Here is an 18,877-nt window from a genome sequence, read left to right as displayed (position 1 = left end):
GAAACAATGTGAATCAGGTTTTTTCCGTCTACCTTGTAGGATTCTGAGACAGCTTGGCGTTTGGTGATCCGGGAGCTGGCACGTATGATGCTTCACAAACTTCCGCAGATTAGAAGCCTATGTCCTTGATAGTTCTACTGCTTCTGCCTTTTATCGGCAGCTGTCTGGCAGCCTTGCTGCCGCACAACGCGCGTAACACCGAATCTTTGTTGGCGGGCCTGGTTGCCTTGATAGGCACCGTCCAGGTCGCCCTGCTGTACCCGCAAATCGCCGATGGCGGCGTGATCCGCGAAGAGTTTTTCTGGTTGCCCAGCCTGGGCCTGAACTTCGTCCTGCGCATGGACGGGTTCGCCTGGCTGTTCTCGATGCTGGTCCTGGGCATCGGCACGCTGGTTTCGTTGTACGCCCGCTACTACATGTCGCCGGACGATCCGGTGCCGCGGTTCTTCGCGTTTTTCCTGGCGTTCATGGGCGCCATGCTCGGGCTGGTGATCTCCGGCAACCTGATCCAGATCGTGTTTTTCTGGGAGCTGACCAGCCTCTTTTCATTCCTGTTGATCGGCTACTGGCACCACCGCGCCGATGCGCGACGCGGTGCTTACATGGCGCTGATGGTCACCGGCGCAGGCGGTTTGTGTCTGCTGGCGGGGGTCATGCTGCTCGGCCATGTGGTCGGCAGCTATGACCTGGACAAGGTCCTGGCCGCCGGCGACCTGATTCGCGCACACGCCCTCTACCCTATTCTGCTGCCCCTGATCCTGATCGGCGCCCTGAGCAAAAGCGCGCAATTCCCCTTCCACTTCTGGCTGCCCCACGCCATGGCGGCGCCGACACCGGTTTCGGCCTATCTGCACTCGGCGACCATGGTCAAGGCCGGGGTGTTTCTCCTCGCACGACTGTGGCCGTCGCTGTCCGGCAGTGAACAATGGTTCTACATCGTCAGCGGCGCCGGTGCCTGCACCCTGTTGCTCGGCGCGTACTGCGCGATGTTCCAGAACGACCTCAAAGGTTTGCTGGCCTACTCGACCATCAGCCACCTCGGTCTGATCACCTTGCTGCTGGGCCTGAACAGTCCGCTGGCCGCTGTGGCCGCGGTGTTCCACATTCTCAACCATGCGACCTTCAAGGCCTCGCTGTTCATGGCCGCCGGGATCATCGACCATGAAAGCGGCACCCGGGACATTCGCAAGCTCAGCGGCCTGGTCAAGCTGATCCCGTTCACCGCCACCCTGGCCATGGTCGCCAGCGCTTCCATGGCCGGTGTCCCGCTGCTCAACGGTTTCCTCTCCAAAGAGATGTTCTTCGCCGAAACCGTGTTCATCAATGCCACAGCCTGGATCGAGATGACGCTGCCGATCGTCGCGACCATCGCGGGAACCTTCAGCGTCGCCTACTCGCTGCGCTTTACCGTCGACGTGTTCTTCGGCCCGACCGCCACCGACTTGCCACACACCCCACACGAGCCGCCACGCTGGATGCGCGCGCCGGTGGAGTTGTTGGTGTTCGCCTGCCTGGTCGTGGGGATTTTCCCGGCGCAGGTGGTCGGTCCGTTGCTGGCCGCGGCTGCCCTGCCGGTGGTAGGCGGCACCTTGCCCGAATACAGCCTGGCGATCTGGCATGGCTGGAACGCGCCGATGATCATGAGCCTGATCGCCATGTCCTGCGGCATCGTGCTTTATCTGCTGTTGCGCAATCAGCTCAAACACGGGCGTTTCAAGCACCCGCCGATCATTGGCCGGTTCAACGGCAAGCGCCTGTTCGAACGCAGCCTGGTGATCATGATGCGCCTGGCCCGTCGTTTCGAGCGACGGATCAGCACCAAGCGCCTGCAAACCCAATTGTTCCTGGTGGTGCTCGCGGCCGTATTGGCCGGGTTGATCCCGATGCTCCACAGCAGCCTGAGCTGGGGCGACCGGCCGAAGATTCCGGGTTCGATCGTGTTCGTGACCCTCTGGCTGCTGGCGATTGCCTGCGCCCTCGGCGCGGCATGGCAGGCCAAGTATCACCGGCTCGCGGCCCTGACCATGGTCAGCGTCTGCGGCCTGATGACCTGCATCACCTTCGTCTGGTTCTCGGCGCCGGACCTGGCGCTAACGCAATTGGCCGTGGAAGTGGTGACCACGGTGTTGATCCTCCTCGGGCTGCGCTGGCTACCTCGACGGATCGAAGAGGTGTCACCGTTGCCGAGCACCCTGCGCAAGGCGCGCATCCGCCGTATCCGCGACTTGCTGTTGTCGACCGTGGTCGGTGGCGGCATGGCGTTGCTGGCCTACGCGATGCTGACGCGTCAGACGCCGAATGATATTTCCTCGTTCTACCTCAGCCGTGCCCTGCCCGAAGGCGGCGGCAGCAACGTGGTCAACGTGATGCTGGTGGACTTCCGCGGCTTCGATACCCTCGGTGAAATTACCGTGCTGGTGGCCGTGGCGCTGACCGTGTTTGCCCTGCTGCGACGCTTCCGCCCGCCAAAAGAAAGCCTGCAGTTGCCCGCCCAGCAGCGTCTGCTGGCACCGGACGTGGTCACCGACCTGGTCAACCCGCGTCACGCCAGCGACACCGCACTCGGTTTCATGATGGTGCCGGCGGTGCTGGTGCGCCTGCTGCTGCCGATCGCGTTCGTGGTGTCGGTCTACCTGTTCATGCGCGGCCACAATCAGCCGGGCGGCGGCTTTGTCGCGGGTCTGGTGATGTCGGTGGCGTTCATCCTGCAATACATGGTCGCCGGCACCCAGTGGGTCGAAGCGCAAATGAGCCTGCGACCGTTGCGCTGGATGGGCACGGGCCTGCTGTTTGCCACGGTCACCGGGCTCGGGGCGATGGCCGTCGGTTATCCGTTCCTGACCACCCACACCTGGCATTTCGGACTGCCGGTGTTCGGTGACATTCACATCGCCAGTGCGCTGTTCTTCGACATTGGCGTGTACGCCGTGGTGGTCGGTTCGACCCTGTTGATTCTCACCGCCCTCGCCCACCAATCGGTACGGGGTCACAAGACCGCTGCCCTGCCTCGATCCGTCGCCATGCAAGGAACCGTCTGATGGAAGAAGTCATCGCAATCGCCATCGGCGTGCTGGCCGCGTCCGGCGTCTGGCTGATCCTGCGGCCACGGACGTTTCAGGTGGTGATGGGCCTGTGCCTGCTGTCCTACGGCGTCAACCTGTTCATCTTCAGCATGGGCAGTCTGTTCATCGGCAAGGAACCGAACATCAAGGACGGCGTGCCTCAGGACCTGTTGCACTACACCGACCCGCTGCCGCAAGCGCTGGTATTGACCGCCATCGTGATCAGTTTCGCCATGACTGCGTTGTTTCTGGTGGTGCTGCTGGCTTCCCGGGGCCTGACCGGTACCGACCATGTGGATGGCCGGGAGCCTAAAGAATGAATCTGATGCCGCATTTGATCGCTGCACCGATTCTGCTGCCGCTGCTGACCGCCGCCATGATGCTGATGCTGGGGGAGAAACACCGTCCGCTGAAGGCCAAGATCAACCTGTTTTCCAGCCTGGTGGGGCTGGGCATTGCCGTGCTGTTGCTGCAATGGACTCAGGAGACGGGCGTCCCCGGCTCCATCGGCGTGTACTTGCCGGGCAACTGGCAGGTGCCGTTCGGTATCGTGCTGGTGGTCGATCGACTCTCGGCGCTGATGCTGGTGCTGACCGGGATCATCGGCGTCAGCGCCTTGCTGTTCGCCATGGCCCGTTGGGACGGCGCCGGTTCGAGTTTCCACGCGCTGTTCCAGATTCAGATGATGGGCCTGTACGGCGCATTCCTGACGGCGGACCTGTTCAACCTGTTTGTGTTTTTTGAAGTGTTGCTGGCGGCCTCTTATGGCCTGATGCTCCACGGTTCGGGTCGGTCGCGGGTGTCATCGGGGCTGCATTACATCTCGATCAACCTGCTGGCCTCGTCGCTGTTTTTGATCGGCGCGGCGTTGATCTACGGCGTCACCGGCACCCTGAACATGGCCGACCTGGCGCTGAAAATTCCGCTGGTGCCGGAAGCCGATCGCGGCCTGCTGCATGCCGGCGCGGGGATTCTGGCCGTGGCGTTCCTGGCCAAGGCCGGGATGTGGCCGCTGAACTTCTGGCTGGTGCCGGCCTACTCCGCAGCCAGCGCACCGGTGGCGGCAATGTTCGCGATCATGACCAAGGTCGGCGTCTACACCTTGCTACGTCTGTGGACCCTGCTGTTCTCTGGTCAGGCTGGCGCGTCGGCGTACTTTGGCGGCGACTGGCTGATCTACGGCGGCATGGCGACCATCGTCTGCGCCGCCGTGGCGATTCTCGCCGCACAACGACTGGAGCGCCTGGCCAGCCTGAGCATTCTGGTGTCCGCCGGGATTCTGCTGTCGGCCATCGGTTTCGCCCAGCCCAACCTGATCGGCGCGGCGCTGTTCTACCTGGTCAGCTCGACCCTGGCGTTGAGCGCGTTGTTCCTGTTGGCCGAGTTGATCGAGCGTTCGCGTTCGGCCAATGAAATGCCGCTTTTCGATGACGGCGATCTGCCGCGACCGATGGAATCCTTGCAGCCGCCCAAAGGCATCAACCTCGATGACGAGCAGAAAGCCGTGGTCGGCCAGGTGATTCCCTGGACCATGGCGTTCCTCGGGTTGAGCTTCATTGCCTGCTCGCTGTTGATCATCGGCATGCCGCCGCTCTCGGGATTCATGGGCAAACTCGGCTTGCTCAGCGCCCTGCTCAATCCGTTGGGCCTGGGCAATGGCGGCGATGAGCCGATTTCAAATGCTGCGTGGGGCTTGCTGGCGTTGCTGATCCTCTCCGGGCTGGCGTCGTTGATCGCCTTCTCGCGCTTGGGCATCCAGCGTTTCTGGACGCCCGAGGAACGGCCGTCGCCGTTGCTGCGACGTTTCGAATGCGTGCCGATCATTGCGCTGTTGGGCTTGAGCATTGCGCTGACCTTCAAGGCTGAACCGCTGCTGCGCTACACCCAGGCGGCCGCTCAAGCCTTGAACAATCCGCAGCAATACGTGATGGCGGTGCTCGGCACCCGTACGATTCCAAGCCCGGAAGCCAAAGCCGCGGTAGCGGAGGTCACACCATGAAGCGTCTGTTTCCTGCTCCGTGGTTGTCGCTGGCCCTGTGGTTGCTGTGGCTGGTGTTGAACCTGTCGATGAGTCCCGGCAATCTGCTGCTGGGCGCAGTGCTGGGGTTCTGTGCGCCGTTGATGATGCGCAAGCTGCGACCGCTGCCGATCCGCATTCGTCGGCCGGGGGTGATTGTGCGTTTGTTCTTTCTGGTCGGTCGCGATGTGGTGGTGTCCAACCTCGCCGTGGCCTGGGGCGTGCTCAACGCCGGTCGCCGTCCACCGCGCTCGCAGTTCATCAAGGTGCCGCTGGACTTGCGCGACGCCAACGGCCTGGCGGCGCTGTCGATGATCTGCACGGTGATTCCCGGCACCGTGTGGTCGGAACTGGCGCTGGACCGCAGCATTTTGTTGCTGCACGTCTTCGATCTGGATAACGAAGCGCTGTTCATCCAGCACTTCAAGGCGACCTACGAGCGTCCCTTGATGGAGATCTTCGAATGAGCGCCTTGCTGTCGAACGCAATCCTGGTGAGCCTGTTCATCTTTTCGCTGGCGATGATTCTGACCCTGATCCGGCTGTTCAAGGGACCGTCGGCCCAGGACCGGGTTCTGGCGCTGGACTACCTGTACATCATCGCGATGCTGATGATGCTGGCGCTGGGCATTCGTTATGCCAGTGACACTTACTTCGAGGCGGCGCTGCTGATTGCGCTGTTCGGCTTCGTCGGCTCGTTTGCCCTGGCGAAATTCCTGCTGCGTGGCGAGGTGATCGAATGAGCGCTGAACTGTCTCTGTGGGTTGAAATCCCGGTGGCGATCCTGCTGGTGTTCAGCAGTCTGTTTGCGCTGATCGGCGCCATTGGCCTGGTGCGGATGAAGGACTACTTCCAGCGCATGCACCCGCCGGCGCTGGCATCGACCTTGGGCGCCTGGTGCGTGGCGCTGGCCTCGATCATTTACTTTTCGGCACTCAAATCCGGGCCGGTGCTGCATGCCTGGCTGATTCCGATTCTGTTGTCGATTACGGTGCCGGTGACCACGTTGCTGCTGGCGCGGGCGGCGCTGTTTCGCAAGCGTATGGCGGGGGACGATGTGCCGGCTGAGGTGAGCAGTCGGCGCACGGAGAGCGGGAGTTAAGTTCGCAGATTTGTATTGATTGTAAGGGCCTCTTCGCGAGCGAGCCCGCTCCCACAGTAGATTTTCAGTGAACACAGAATTGTGTCCGACGGAGATCAAATGTGGGAGCGGGCTTGCTCGCGAAGGCGATAGTCCGGTTGACTCAAATCCAGGCGACTGCCAACAACCCCGCCCCCAACACCACACACAACGGCGAATACGCCCAGGTGTCGAGCCGGGCAAACTTCGAATCCTTCACCTGCTTGAAGAATCCCATCAGATGCGAATCGCCGATCGCCCTGGCGAACATCAGCATCGCAATGGCGCTGATCACCCATTGCAGCGACCAGTGCTGCACCGTCGGCAGATACAGCCCGACCCGCAAGCACACCAGCATCGCAATCAGCAGCAACCCGACCGCCACCAGCAACGTGGCAAAGCCTGAAGGCTTGAAGGCCGGCCTGGATTCCCCGCCGCCCTCTGCGGATATTCGCGGGACCGCCGCCTCGCTACCCAACTTGCCACCTGCCGCCCAGTACAGGTGGATCAGGCTGATCAACAGGAAGATGGCAGCCATCCATTGCGCGATCAATAGGCTCATGTTCGGACTTCCAGCGTGAAATGTCGCAGCAGGATGAACTTACTTGCACGATTTTGTAAGGGTATTCGTCAGCAATGGCGGACGGCCACCAGCACTGTTCGCTGACTTTGTTCCGCCATGGCCCACTTTTTACTTCAATTCTGCAGACACCTTGTCGGCCACATCCTTGGGCACCCAGGCCTGCCACACTTCCGGGTGCGCCTTCATGAACGCCTGCGCCGCCTGCCGTGGCGGAGTGTGTTTTTCGCTCATCTCGGCCAGCGCCTTGTTCAGTGGATCGATGGGCAAGTCGACCTTGGTGAAGAACTCGGCAATCTGCGGATACTGTTTCTGGAATGGCGTGGACACGCCGACGGACAGCTTCGAGGGCAGTGAGCGCGTCGGTTTCGGATTCGGGTTGTCGGCGTCGGTCAGGGTTTTCCAGGCATCGGCGTCGAACGGCGGCTCTTCGAGCTGAATCAGTTTGAAGCGGCCGAGCAAAGGTGTTGGCGACCAGTAATAGAACAGCACCGGTTTGCCGCGTCGAATCGAAGAACTGATCTCCGCATCCAGTGCTGCCCCTGAACCGCTGCGGAAATTCACATAGCTGTCGTCCAGCCCATACGCCTTGAGTTTCTGTTTGTTGACCACTTCCGACGTCCAGCCGATCGGGCTGTTGAGGAAGCGCCCCTTGCCCGGGGTTTCCGGATCGCTGAACACGCCTTTGTATTTCGGCAGGTCGCTGACACTGCGCAGGCCCGGCGCCAGCGGCTTGATGCCTTTCGCCGGGTCGCCTTTGATCACATATTCGGGTACCCACCAGCCTTCGGTGGCGCCCTTGACCGTATCGCCGAGACTCGCGACTTTGCCTTCTGCCTCCGCCTTGACCCAGACCGGACTGCGACCGGCCCATTCTTCGCCAATCACCTGAATGTCATTGTTGGCCAGCGCGGTCTCCAGGGTGATGGTCGTCCCCGGCAAGGTATCGGTCGGCAGCCCGTAGCCCTTCTCGACGATGATCCGCAGGATATCGGTGATCAGGCTGCCGCTTTCCCAGTTCAAGTCGGCGAAGTGGATCGGCGCCTGGGCAGCGAACACCGGAACGGGTGAAGCCAACAATCCGAAAGTGGCCAGGGTAGCGGCCAGCAACCGTCGAAATCCGTTCATGCTTTTGCACCTCGTGCTGTTCACAGCAATAGGATGGCTTGGCAGAAGACCGCAAAGCCTCTGAATACTCAGTCCACTGACTGTAGTAGAGGTTCCTGCTTTCGAGGGAGGTCAATCAATTTTCGGAAAGTTCCTGCAAGTGCGCCAACGCTCTTCGTACCATGCTGGCGTACTCCGCCGGACGCAACGTATAGATCTGTGACGCCACCCAACCCAGCCATGCACCTTGCAAAATAGCCTTCTGGTCGAACATCCGCTGGGCTTCGGCTTGCGCACTGGCCTGGTTCTGTTCGTGGAAGTCGGCGCGGGTCAGGGTCATTACTCGCTGGCCTTGAAGGTGACCAGTTCCCCTTTGCGCCACTTGGCCGCCTTGGCCGTCACGGCCTTCAGGGTTTTGGTCAGGCCTTCCTGCAACTGCTGGTGAGCGGCGAACACCATCACCACGCCATGACCTTCCTTGAACACAATCCCGTGGCCATCAGCGGTGGTGACGAACGCGTAATCACCCAGGCCGTACACCGTCAGTTTGATTTCACGGAACTTGATGTCCAGCTTGCCGCCTTCGCGACTGGGCAATACAGAGGCGCTGAAATGATCGCCGACCTTGAGTTTAAGCCCCGGTTTGTCATCAACCACCAGCGCCTCTTCGGTGTCGATCTCGGCAATATAAATGCCTTCAGCGTTCTGTTCGGTGATGTAAACAAAACGTGACTGGAACTGTTTAACCAGCTTTGCGCGCAAATCACCCAGCACGAACAAAGCATGCATATCGAGATTACTTACTGCCAAGGAAACATCCCCACATATGAAAATGATGCTGCACGCTAAAACAGCGCACAGCAGAAAAAAGCGGCAATGCCGAAGGTGTCGCAAAAAGACCCGGGTTGAAATCCTGAAACGAGCAGAGGGCTCATCCATCGCGAGGCTTGAGAAGACTACTGGAACAGCACTCACGTCGTCTTGCCTGGCGTTCGTCAGAGGTTGAAGGAAAAAGCCCTTCCGACGGCCAGAAAAACGGGACTACCAACTTTAGGGAAAAATCTCTTTAACAAAAGCACTTTTCCGACATATCGCCAGCAAAAAATTGCTTTAGATGAACATCGATCGCCAAACACTGACGGTGATTCTAGAGCAGCGATGCTCATCGAGACTACCCAAAACCACGTACGCACGTCGGTAAAACAACGAAAAGGACTTCATATGTGCACGCTGACACATTTTGCTCACCCTCAGGCGCCTAACACGAACAGCTCGACAACACTGCCCCCCGGGATGTTTCAACCGCATGAATACTACCCTGAAGAGCCCGCCCGGCCACGCTTTCAGGTCATTCTGGCCGGCAATGCCTTTTTTCATATCAAGGAAACTTCCACCGGTCGCGTCAGAGGTTTCCGCGGCAATCATAACGAAGCCTGTGCTCTTGCGCGCTCGCTCGAGTTACGCGATTGACGGTTCCGCCACGTTCATTTCCATAGACGCTTCGTCATGCCGGCGACTTAACTCAGCCGCCAGCATGCAACTACTGCCATACTGCCCGACCAATGAAACCCGTCCACAGGGCGGGCGGCGTTCAAAACATCAGAATATTTTCAAGGGAAGGCGGCTACGTGACGGAATTTGATATCGGTGAATTTTTTATCCGGGGCGAAGCCAGAGAAGTCGAAGGCGAATTCCAGGCAGTCATTATCATGCGCGCCAAACCACCGCTGACCACCGTGACCTATCACCAGGTCGAGAAGGATCGCTGGTTCAAGACCTCGGACGTCGCCGCCGTTGCCGCCCAGGACGCCGCCAAGGCGCTGAAGGTTGCCGTCGATGAAGGGGCATTGAAAGCCTGATAGTCGGTTTGCAGTCTATGCTCACCTCTGCTTTTGAACATTGCCATCGAACTCCTGAAGCGCGGCTCTCTCAGATGTATTGAAGCCGCCCCTCAGATCTCGCACTCGACGCGACTCGCAAGGAGATGAACATGGATTCACCGACACACGACTTGAAAGGTTTGTTCGACCAACTCGGCCTGGACTCCAGCGAGAAGGCCATCGACGATTTCATTGCCAGCCATTCACCCCTGGCCGATGACAAGAAACTCATCGATGCCGAGTTCTGGACCCCGCAGCAAGCCGGCTTCCTGAAAGAACAATTGCGTGAAGACGCGGATTGGGCGCGGGTGGTCGACGACCTGAACCTGCGAATGCATCAGATCCACTAGCCCACATATCTTGAGTCAACGAAAAACCTGTGGCGAGGGGATTTATCCCCGTTGGACTGCGTAGCAGGCCCATGTTTTGGGGCCGCTTCGCGACCCAACGGGGATAAATCCCCTCGCCACAAAAGCCGGCATCGCGCGTCTAGCGAGGATTTTCGGGTTTATAGCCCAACCGCAAACCACCCCAATGCCGGCCCTTGAGCATGATGGGCACCGAAAGGTCGTGCATCAGTTCACCAGTGTCGCGGGTATAGGTTTGCAGCAGTACGGCCTGTTGATGGCTGCCACAGCGAATCCCGGTGCGATCGGCGAATTTGCGTTTGGTGCGGTTCTGCAAGGTATCGACCTGCGCATCACCGGTCAGGGGTTGGCTGAAGACCTTGTTGTGGGTCGGCACATAGCCCTGCTGCGTACAGGCGATGGCGAACACCAGGCCTTCATGACGCGGCAACAACGGCTCCTGGATCGCCGGCAAGACCTGATCGGCGTAGCGATCGAAGCGGGTCTGGTACTTGGCGGGGCTGGTGCCGGGAATGGTTTGGTAATTGCGGTCAAACAGGTCATCGAGGCTGACGCGACCCTCATCGATATCCGCTTCGAAACGCGCTGCGATCTGACTCGCGCCTTCACGGGCCAGGTCATAAACCCGCTGGTGATAGTCATCCAGCCCGACTTCGGCGAGGCGTTCGCTGATGGTTTCGGCCTGACCTTCCATTTGCACGGCGGCTTGGGCCAGGCGCTGGGTCTGTTGATCACTGATCGCCAGATCGCTGCGCATTTGTTCGATGGCATGAAACAGGCTATCGAGTTGTTCGCGGTTGGTGTCGGCGCCCCTGGCGATTTCCCCGACCTGGCTTTCGACGCCGGCAGCCAGACGCGCAATGTTCTCCAAGTGCTGACCGGTGTGCTCGACCTGCTCGACACCGGTGTCGAGGTCGCTGGACAGTTCACGGATCTGCTCCACCACTTGCGCGGTACGGTGCTGAATATCAGCGACCATTTCCCCGACTTCGCCGGTGGCCGTCGCCGTGCGCGCGGCAAGACCGCGAACCTCATCGGCCACCACCGCAAATCCGCGACCATGCTCGCCGGCCCGCGCCGCCTCGATAGCCGCGTTCAATGCCAGCAGATTGGTCTGGCTGGCGATGGACTGGATTACCAGGGTGACCCGTTGGATATCATCACTGCGCAGGCTCAGGGCTTCGATCAGTTCACGGCTGTTACTGGCGCGCTGACTGAGTTGATGCATACGGGCGATGGACTCGATCAGCTCCGTACGTCCCGCCGCGCTGCTCCGATGAGCCTCACTGGCCGCACTGAGCGCTTCCCGGCTGAGTGTCGAGGTGGCTTGTTCGGTCGCGATCATCACTTCGGCGTTGCTGACAATCTGCGCCGCGGCACCGAGCTGCGACTGCAGTTTGTCGGCCAGTTGCTTGACCGAAAAGGCCACACCGGCGGCAGACAACGCGTTATGACTGGTGGTGTAGGAAAGATCGCGAGTCAACTCGGCAATCGCGCTGGCGCTGTCGATGGGCGTTGCCTCAGGGATGGCGCGCGAGCGTAAGCGAGGTAGCCAGATCACCAGCACCGCCAATGGCAGGCCAAGGTAAAGCGACCAGCCGCCCAGCGTCATGCCGCACAACAAGAGCATCAGGGCGATGCTTTGCAGGGTCGGCGTCAGCCAAAGGTTTTTCGGCAAAAGCACGGGTGCAGACGCTGCTGCAACCAGAGATCCGTCACGCGTCATCTTCGTCACCCCACCCATAATTCTAATTGTTGTATCGGCATTAAACGCCACTACAAGGCCATTATCTATGGTCCATTAGTAGTGGGTATTGCAGCAGATCAATAGAAGCACGCGGGTTTTTCGCAGACGAAAAAAAGCATCGCGGGCAAGCCTTGCTCCTGACAGGAGTGAGGCTTGCCCGCGATGCGGGGCGTTACGAAATCAGGCCTGACGCTGGTGCTTGTCGATCTGTTCGTGACGCTCTTGAGCTTCGATGCAGTACTTGGTGGTCGGGCTGATCAGCAGGCGCTTCAGGCCAATGGCCTCGCCGCTGTCGTCGCACCAGCCGAAGCTGTCTTCCTTGATGCGTTCCAGAGCCTGTTCCAACTGAGGCAGCATGCGCTGGTCGCGATCGATCGCGTTCACCAGCCAGGTGCGCTCTTCTTCAACAGAAGCAGCGTCGGCCGGATCGGCCGGGGTGTCCAGGCTTTCGATGGCGATGCGGTTCTGTTCGATGCGCTCATGGGTTTCGACTTTCATGTTCTGCAACAGCTCAGAGAAAAAAGCATGTTGCTCGGCATTCATGTAGTCATCCGCCGGCATGGCCAGCAACTTGTCCTTTGTCATTGATATCTCTATAAAAAAACGTGCATTAAGGCGAATTAGGGAGCGTTCCGGCGGACCTGGGTCGGCCATTGGAACGGCGCCGTTTAATTCCAAGCGCCACCCGGCACTCAATTTACGAGGGGCGGCAGTCTAAGGCCGACTTGAGGCCTCAGCAACTGAAAAGACAGCGAATTCGTCCGACAAAGCCCTGAAAGTACTCTATGGCAGTCTTTGCAGTGGTTATCGGAGTGCGTTTATAGCAAGAAATTCAATCGAGCGGCTGTATATAGAAGACAAATGGTTACGCCACGCGGGTCAGGCGTGGCGCATTGGCTGCTTTATCTGTGGCTCAGCGCTTGAGTTTGCGCTTGTTGCGGTACTGATCGATGACCACTGCCACCACGATGATCAGGCCTTTGATGATGTCCTGAATGTAGGCATCGACGCCGACGAAGGTGAAACCGCTGGCCATGACCCCGAGGATCAGTGCCCCGATGACCGTGCCGGTGATGCGCCCTACTCCGCCGGCCAGGCTGGTGCCGCCGATCACTGCCGCGGCAATCGCGTCCAGCTCATAAGACATGCCCATCCCGGCCTGCCCGGTCGCGGCCCGTGCCGACGCCACCACACCCGCCAGGCCTGCCAGCAACCCGGCGATGCTGTAGACGATCACCAGATGCCGCTTGACGTTGATCCCCGAGGTACGCGCCGCCTGCATGTTGCCGCCGATGGCGTAGGTGTACTTGCCGTACTTGGTGTAACGCAGGGCGATGTGAAAGATCACCGCGACCACCAGGAAAATGATCACCGGCATCGCGCCGTGTCCGATTGCCGTGTAGGAATCCGAGAGCATGCTCACCGGTTGGCCTTCGGTGTAGTAACGCGCAAGGCCACGGGCCGAGACCATCATGCCGAGAGTGGCAATGAACGGCGGGATGCCGGTGATGGCAATGATGCTGCCATTGATCGCCCCTGCCAGCAGCCCCACCCCGAGCCCGGCAATTACCGGGATCCACACTGGCAAGTCAGTCAGCGACGGGAACACCGCCCGGGCGAAGTCCGACGTCTGGGCCAGGCTGGCAGCGATCATCGCCGACAGCGCCAGCACCGAGCCGGAAGACAGGTCAATACCCGTGGTGATGATGACCTGGGTCACGCCGATCGCCAGCAGGCCGATGATCGACACCTGCAGAATCATTAGCACCAGACGCTGGGAGTTCATCAGGAAGCTCTGGTCGCGCACGATCCAGCCAAACACTTCGAAAACCAGGCCGATGCCAATCAGCACCAGAAAAATACTCAACTCGGTCGGAAAGCGCCGGCGACTCTTGACCGGTGCGGTTGCTGGCTTGTTTTCCAGTATCGCGTTCATAAACACTCACCCTTCTAAAAAATCCGGCATCGAATACATACCCTGTGGCTAGGGAGCTGCTGTGGTGAGGGGATTTATCCCCTCACCACAGAATCCCTGCTCACCACAGAATTCCTACTCACCCCTAAACTGCGTCCACCCTTGATTTAGTGAACCGCGGACATGCCCGAGGCCAATTGCATCACTCGTTCCTGGGTCGCTTCGCTGCGGTCGAGGGTGCCCATCAGGTCGCCCTCGTGCATGACCATCACCCGGTCGCTCATGCCGAGCACTTCCGGCAGTTCCGAGGAAATCATGATCACCGCCATGCCTTCGCTGGCCAGGTAGGAAATGAGCCGGTAGATCTCGGCCTTGGCGCCGACGTCGATACCGCGGGTCGGCTCGTCGAGAATCAGGACCCGTGGATTGGTCATCAGCCAGCGCGCCAGCAAGGCTTTCTGCTGATTACCGCCGGACAAGGTGTCGATGCACTGCTCCAGCGACGGGGTTTTGACCCGCAGCTTCTTGCACATGTCCTCGCACAAGGCGCGCAGGGCTTTTTGCTGGATGAAACCGTGGCCGGCGTAATGTGGCAACACCGCCATTTCCATGTTCTCCAGCACCGACAGACACGGAAACAGGCCGCTGAGCTTGCGGTCTTCGGTCAGTAGCGCGAAGCCCTTCTCGATCGCCATGTGCGGATCGCTGATGCGCACCACTTCGCCGTCGAGACGCATTTCGCCACCGTCGCTCGGGGTGATGCCGAAAATTGCTTCGGCCACGTTGGTCCGCCCCGAGCCCATCAACCCGGCGATGCCGAGGATCTCGCCGGCATGCAGATCGAAAGACACATCCTTGAAAATGCCCTCCAGTTTGAGGTCGCGCACCGACAGCAGCAGATCGCCAATCGGCTTTTCACGCACCGGGAACAACTGGCTCAGCTCGCGGCCGACCATCATCGAAATCAGGCTGTCGCCGTCCATGCTGTCGGCACGTTGCAGGCCGATGTAGGCGCCGTCACGGAACACCGCCACTTCATCGGCGATGCTGAACACTTCGTTCATTTTATGGGTGATGTAGATGATGCCTTTGCCCTGACTCTTGAGGTCGGCAATGATCGAGAACAGATGCGCGACTTCCTTGTCGGTGATGGCCGAGGTCGGTTCATCCATGATCAGGATGTCGGAATCGTAGGACACAGCTTTGGCGATCTCGACCATCTGCCGTTCGGCGATGCTCAGGTTGCCGACCAGCTCTTCAGGATCGAGGTTGATCCGCAGGCGTTCCAGCAGTTTCGCCGTGCAGCGATGCATTTCACGGTGGTCGATCATGTGGAAACCGTTGAGCTGCTCACGGCCGATCCAGATGTTCTCGGCGATGCTCATGTGCGGCATCAGGTTGAGTTCCTGGTGGATCATCGCGATCCCGGCCTGGAGTGCTGCCAGTGGCGTTTCGAAAACCACCGGTTTGCCCCGCAGGCGCAATTCACCGGCGTCCGGCTGATAGATGCCGGCAATGATTTTCATCAGGGTGGATTTGCCCGCGCCGTTTTCGCCCATCAGGGCCAGCACGGAACCGGGGCGTACCCGAAGCTGTACATCGGACAAGGCCACCACACCGGGAAATCCCTTGCTGACGTTGATGATCTCCAGCAGGTACGGCTCATCGACAGGTGTTGCAGCTGGCTGGATACCCACCAACGGGGTGCTCGAAGCAGTCGCTGAAGCGAACATGATCAGGTACTCCATCAGCAAGGTCGCGGTCGCAACCTTGCGTGTTTATTGTTGTTATTGAACGGACGGGCTATTTGAACGTGTCGACGTTTTGCGGGGTGATCAAGCGGTATGGCACCCACACGGCCTGTTCAACCGGCTCGTTTTTGGCCATTTTCACGGCGGTGTCGATCGAACCGTCCGCCTGACCCTTGGCGTCCTGGAACACCGAGACGGCCATGTTGCCTTTCTTGATCGCATTCAGACCGTCCGGCGTTCCGTCGACACCGGCGATCAGCACACTGCCTTTCTCGACGCCGGCCTGTTGCAGGGCCATCGCAGCACCAATGGCCATTTCGTCGTTGTTGGCGATGACCGCGTCGAACTTGCGGCCCTGGGTCAGCCAGTCGTTGACCAGGGTCATGCCCTTGTCCCGCAACCAGATACCGGTCTGCTCTTGCTCGATCTTGATGTTCGGGTATTTGGTCAGAACGTCTTTGACGCCCTTGGTGCGGTTGGTGGTGGAGTTGTTCGCGAGGTCGCCCAGCAGAATCACGATGTCACCCTTGCCGCCCATCTTGTCGGCCAGGTATTGCATCTGCATTTCACCGGCCTCCAGATCGTTGGAGGCGACAGTGACCACGCCTTTGGGCAGCTTCAAGTCATCGGGGCGGCGGTTGACGTAGACCAGCGGGATGCCGGCCTTGACGGCGGCTTCAGTGATTTTCTTGGTGGCGGCGGTATCCACCGGGTTGACCACGATGGCATCGACCTTCTGGCTGATGAAGCTTTCGACCTGGCTCAACTGCTTGACCACGTCGCTGCGGGCGTCTTCGAATTGCAGCTGCACGCCCTCGGGATAGGACTTGGCTTTCTTGTCCATGGATTCGCGCAGGTAGGTCAGCCAGGTGTCATCGAATTGGGACATGCTGACGCCGATCTTCATATCGGCGAGCGCCGCGCCACTGGCGAACATCAGGGACAAGGCAAGCGAGGCGAAGCGGATCTTGGTCTTCATGAAAAGTCTTTCTCCACATTCTTGTTGGTTTTATGGATGAGGCGTGACGATTTCAGTAAGCAGGCAAGCGGGAAAAGGGTTGAAACAGGTTGCGAGGCAGGTCGCTGGAAATGACTCTATTAGAATATAATTTCTATATCAACTCATTTTAGAATTTTATTCTGATTTTATTCCATGGCTCTTGAGCGGGCTCAATTCCACCACTTGATGCCGCTCGGCGCTCAGTCGCGCAGCGTCTAGAACGCGGGTGGTCGCCAGTGCATCACGGGCATCCACAGGCAGTGGGCCACCGCTCTGCAACGCGGTTTGTAGCTGTAAATAGAACTGATTCCAGCAACCGCGCTCGGAGGGCACCCGCTCGCGCACTTCGCCCTGTTCGAACCAGCCCCAGCGGCGATGCTCTTCAACGCCCCAGCGTTCACCTTCGGATTTCGGCGAGAGCCCGGCGAGCGCCGATGCTTCTTGCCCGTCCAGGCCATCGACGCTGTAACAGCCTTGGCTGCCGGTCACCCGAAAGCGCGGGCCGGGGGTGTTTTGCAGGCAACTGCCACCCAAGTGGGAGGTGACGCCACTGGCATGGGTCAGGGACATAAAGAAGCCGTTATCGAAGGCCTGGCCTTTTTCCAGGTAATCCAGCTCGGCGTAGACCCGTGTCACCGGGCCGAACAACAGCAACGCCTGATCCACCAGATGGCTGCCCAGATCGCGCAGGAAGCCGCCGCCACTGCCGTTGTTCACCGCCTGCGGTGAGTAACGCTCGATCCGCGATTCGAAACGGGTGACCTGGCCCAGCGCACCGGATTCGATGAGTTTGCGCACGGTCAGGAAGTCCGAATCCCAGCGACGGTTCTGGTAGACGCTGAGCTGCACACCCTGGCGCTCGGCCATGGTGATCAGGGTTTGAGCTTGCTGCGCATCGGCGGCGAACGGTTTGTCGCTGACCACCGCCACACCGTGTTCGATACCATCGAGCACCAGTGCCGGACGCCCCTTGAGCGGGGTGGACACCACCAGCACATCGATCCCGGCCTCCACCAGTTGGCCGATGCTGTCGAACGCCAGCACCCCAGGGTGCTCGGCCGCCAGCAACTGTCGGCGTTCCGGTGAACGGGTGACCACACCCACGAACGTCGCCGCCGGCAAACTGCTGATCAGCGGAGCATGGAAAAACCGGCCGCCTTGGCCGTAACCGACAAGTCCGATACGCATATTGTTCTCCTGATAATCGTTCCCACGCTCTGCGTGGGAATGCATCAATGGACGCTCTGCGTCCGCTTTTGGGACGCCGAGCGTCCCGGGCTGCATTCCCACGCAGAGCGTGGGAACGATCATTACCGGGGGTTAGCCGTAGAAGTGTGGGCGGTCAGGGAGGGCAACTGTGACGATGGCCCCGCTGTTCTGTGCTTCGATGCACGCGTCTGCTGCGACGGCAGCGGCGAAGCCATCCCACGCTGACGGGCCACCGACCTGCCCGGCCCGCACACCATCGATGAACGCCTGCAACTCAACGTCGTACGCGGCAATAAACCGATCCTTCCAGTCCATCAAAATCGCATTGGACAACTTCGCCCCGCTGCGCAACTGAACCTGCGACGGCTCCGGCAGTTTGGCGATGCCGGTCTCCCCCACCACTTCGCACTGGATGTCGTAGCCGTATTGGCAATTAACGAACACTTCCACATCGATGCGCGTGCCCTTGGCGGTTTCCAGCAGCACGATCTGCGGGTCTTTCAAATGCGCGAGGGACTTGCTGCTTTTGCGTGGGAACACCACTTGCACCGACACGTAATCGTCGTCGAGCAACCAGCGCAGCACATCCAGTTCATGGATCAGCGTGTCGGTAATCGCCATGTCGGTCTTGTAGTTCTCGCCCACGGTCGGGTTGCGGTGCGCGCAGTGCAACATCAATGGCTCACCAATCTGACCGCTGTCGATCACCGCTTTGAGTGCCCGATAGCCTTCGTCGTACGGACGCATGAAGCCAACCTGCACCAGCCGCTTGCCGTGGGCCACTTCGGCTTCGACGATTTTGCGACAGCCTTCAGCGGTGACCGCCAGCGGCTTCTCGCAGAACACCGGCTTACCCGCCGCAATCGCCGCCAGCACGAACGCTTCGTGGCTCGGGCCCCAGGAGGTAACGAGGATCGCTTCGACTTCCGGCGCCTTGATCAGCGCGTGGCCGTCGGGATAAACCTCGGCGGTCAGCTTCAAGTCGGAAACGACCTTCGCCGCTTGCTGCAAGTTGATGTCGGTCACCGCAACGACCTGGCTATTGAGCAAGGTCTGGCTGCAACGACGAATGTGGTCCTGGCCGATGGCCCCGGTGCCGATGACGCCAAGCTTCAAAGACAT

General features: G+C 59.8%; 20 protein-coding genes. 9 read left to right on the top strand and 11 right to left on the bottom strand.

Annotation, left to right across the window (positions count from 1 at the left end; genetic code table 11):
* Positions 1-119 precede the first annotated feature (119 nt).
* The 6 genes from DFS28_RS26590 to DFS28_RS26565 are packed head-to-tail and all read left to right on the top strand — an operon-like array spanning position 120 to position 6,180.
* Entirely contained in the window at positions 120-3,038 is a 2,919-nt protein-coding gene (locus DFS28_RS26590; protein ID WP_111452125.1) for a monovalent cation/H+ antiporter subunit A, read from the top strand.
* The gene (locus DFS28_RS26585; RefSeq protein ID WP_007935994.1) at positions 3,038-3,382 is read left to right on the top strand and encodes a Na+/H+ antiporter subunit C; all 345 of its coding nucleotides are present in this window, start codon (positions 3,038-3,040) and stop codon (positions 3,380-3,382) included. Before DFS28_RS26590 ends, DFS28_RS26585 begins: the two co-directional genes overlap by 1 nt.
* Positions 3,379-5,061, top strand: coding sequence for a monovalent cation/H+ antiporter subunit D (locus DFS28_RS26580; protein WP_111452124.1), 1,683 nt, complete (start codon positions 3,379-3,381; stop codon positions 5,059-5,061). The genes DFS28_RS26585 and DFS28_RS26580 overlap by 4 nt, the downstream gene beginning before the upstream one ends.
* Positions 5,058-5,546 carry a Na+/H+ antiporter subunit E gene (locus tag DFS28_RS26575; RefSeq protein WP_111452123.1) on the top strand — a complete coding sequence of 163 codons (489 nt, stop codon included), beginning with the start codon at positions 5,058-5,060 and terminating at the stop codon, positions 5,544-5,546. The genes DFS28_RS26580 and DFS28_RS26575 overlap by 4 nt, the downstream gene beginning before the upstream one ends.
* Positions 5,543-5,821 (top strand): K+/H+ antiporter subunit F, encoded by a 279-nt coding sequence (locus tag DFS28_RS26570; RefSeq protein ID WP_111452122.1) that lies wholly within the window; start codon positions 5,543-5,545, stop codon positions 5,819-5,821. Before DFS28_RS26575 ends, DFS28_RS26570 begins: the two co-directional genes overlap by 4 nt.
* On the top strand, positions 5,818-6,180 hold the full coding sequence (locus DFS28_RS26565) for a Na+/H+ antiporter subunit G (RefSeq protein ID WP_111452121.1): 363 nt from the start codon (positions 5,818-5,820) through the stop codon (positions 6,178-6,180). The genes DFS28_RS26570 and DFS28_RS26565 overlap by 4 nt, the downstream gene beginning before the upstream one ends.
* A 142-nt stretch (positions 6,181-6,322) precedes the next feature.
* On the opposite strand, the gene DFS28_RS26560 is transcribed toward DFS28_RS26565, so the two are convergent.
* From DFS28_RS26560 to DFS28_RS26545, 4 genes are all read right to left on the bottom strand, one after another.
* Entirely contained in the window at positions 6,323-6,760 is a 438-nt protein-coding gene (locus DFS28_RS26560) for a DUF3995 domain-containing protein (protein WP_111452120.1), read from the bottom strand.
* A 129-nt stretch (positions 6,761-6,889) separates the two neighbouring features.
* Positions 6,890-7,906: an ABC transporter substrate-binding protein gene (locus DFS28_RS26555; RefSeq protein WP_111452119.1), complete on the bottom strand. Its 1,017-nt coding sequence runs from the start codon at positions 7,904-7,906 to the stop codon at positions 6,890-6,892.
* Positions 7,907-8,021: 115 nt separating this feature from the next.
* On the bottom strand, positions 8,022-8,225 hold the full coding sequence (locus DFS28_RS26550) for a hypothetical protein (RefSeq protein ID WP_111452118.1): 204 nt from the start codon (positions 8,223-8,225) through the stop codon (positions 8,022-8,024).
* Complete coding sequence (locus DFS28_RS26545) at positions 8,225-8,695, bottom strand: hypothetical protein (protein WP_076031578.1); 471 nt, start codon at positions 8,693-8,695, stop codon at positions 8,225-8,227. The genes DFS28_RS26550 and DFS28_RS26545 overlap by 1 nt, the downstream gene beginning before the upstream one ends.
* Before the next feature lie 411 nt (positions 8,696-9,106).
* On the opposite strand from DFS28_RS26545, the gene DFS28_RS26540 reads away from it, so the two are divergent.
* The 3 genes from DFS28_RS26540 (at position 9,107) to DFS28_RS26530 (ending at position 10,115) form a co-directional block, all read left to right on the top strand.
* Positions 9,107-9,355 (top strand): hypothetical protein, encoded by a 249-nt coding sequence (locus tag DFS28_RS26540; RefSeq protein WP_111452117.1) that lies wholly within the window; start codon positions 9,107-9,109, stop codon positions 9,353-9,355.
* Between the two features lie 158 nt (positions 9,356-9,513).
* Complete coding sequence (locus tag DFS28_RS26535; protein WP_008151675.1) at positions 9,514-9,744, top strand: hypothetical protein; 231 nt, start codon at positions 9,514-9,516, stop codon at positions 9,742-9,744.
* A 131-nt stretch (positions 9,745-9,875) separates the two neighbouring features.
* Positions 9,876-10,115 carry a DUF2789 domain-containing protein gene (locus tag DFS28_RS26530; protein WP_033057641.1) on the top strand — a complete coding sequence of 80 codons (240 nt, stop codon included), beginning with the start codon at positions 9,876-9,878 and terminating at the stop codon, positions 10,113-10,115.
* Between the two features lie 139 nt (positions 10,116-10,254).
* Here the strand turns inward: DFS28_RS26530 and DFS28_RS26525 are convergent, their stop codons facing one another.
* The 7 genes from DFS28_RS26525 to DFS28_RS26495 all read right to left on the bottom strand — a co-directional run bounded on the left by DFS28_RS26525 (position 10,255) and on the right by DFS28_RS26495 (position 18,877).
* Positions 10,255-11,859 carry a methyl-accepting chemotaxis protein gene (locus DFS28_RS26525; RefSeq protein ID WP_111452189.1) on the bottom strand — a complete coding sequence of 535 codons (1,605 nt, stop codon included), beginning with the start codon at positions 11,857-11,859 and terminating at the stop codon, positions 10,255-10,257.
* 201 nt (positions 11,860-12,060) lie between these two features.
* On the bottom strand, positions 12,061-12,465 hold the full coding sequence (locus DFS28_RS26520; protein WP_007907888.1) for a TraR/DksA family transcriptional regulator: 405 nt from the start codon (positions 12,463-12,465) through the stop codon (positions 12,061-12,063).
* A gap of 328 nt (positions 12,466-12,793) precedes the next feature.
* The gene (locus DFS28_RS26515) at positions 12,794-13,816 is read right to left on the bottom strand and encodes an ABC transporter permease (protein ID WP_008153855.1); all 1,023 of its coding nucleotides are present in this window, start codon (positions 13,814-13,816) and stop codon (positions 12,794-12,796) included.
* Positions 13,817-13,962: 146 nt separating this feature from the next.
* Complete coding sequence (locus tag DFS28_RS26510; protein ID WP_111452116.1) at positions 13,963-15,528, bottom strand: sugar ABC transporter ATP-binding protein; 1,566 nt, start codon at positions 15,526-15,528, stop codon at positions 13,963-13,965.
* Between the two features lie 70 nt (positions 15,529-15,598).
* Positions 15,599-16,525 carry a sugar ABC transporter substrate-binding protein gene (locus tag DFS28_RS26505; protein ID WP_111452115.1) on the bottom strand — a complete coding sequence of 309 codons (927 nt, stop codon included), beginning with the start codon at positions 16,523-16,525 and terminating at the stop codon, positions 15,599-15,601.
* Between the two features lie 156 nt (positions 16,526-16,681).
* The gene (locus DFS28_RS26500) at positions 16,682-17,734 is read right to left on the bottom strand and encodes a Gfo/Idh/MocA family protein (RefSeq protein ID WP_111452188.1); all 1,053 of its coding nucleotides are present in this window, start codon (positions 17,732-17,734) and stop codon (positions 16,682-16,684) included.
* Positions 17,735-17,866: 132 nt separating this feature from the next.
* Entirely contained in the window at positions 17,867-18,877 is a 1,011-nt protein-coding gene (locus tag DFS28_RS26495) for a Gfo/Idh/MocA family protein (protein ID WP_111452114.1), read from the bottom strand.

It is taken from the genome of Pseudomonas sp. 478 (genome assembly GCF_003254125.1).
Lineage (GTDB): Bacteria > Pseudomonadota > Gammaproteobacteria > Pseudomonadales > Pseudomonadaceae > Aquipseudomonas.
This window is presented reverse-complemented; position numbering and strand designations above follow the sequence as displayed.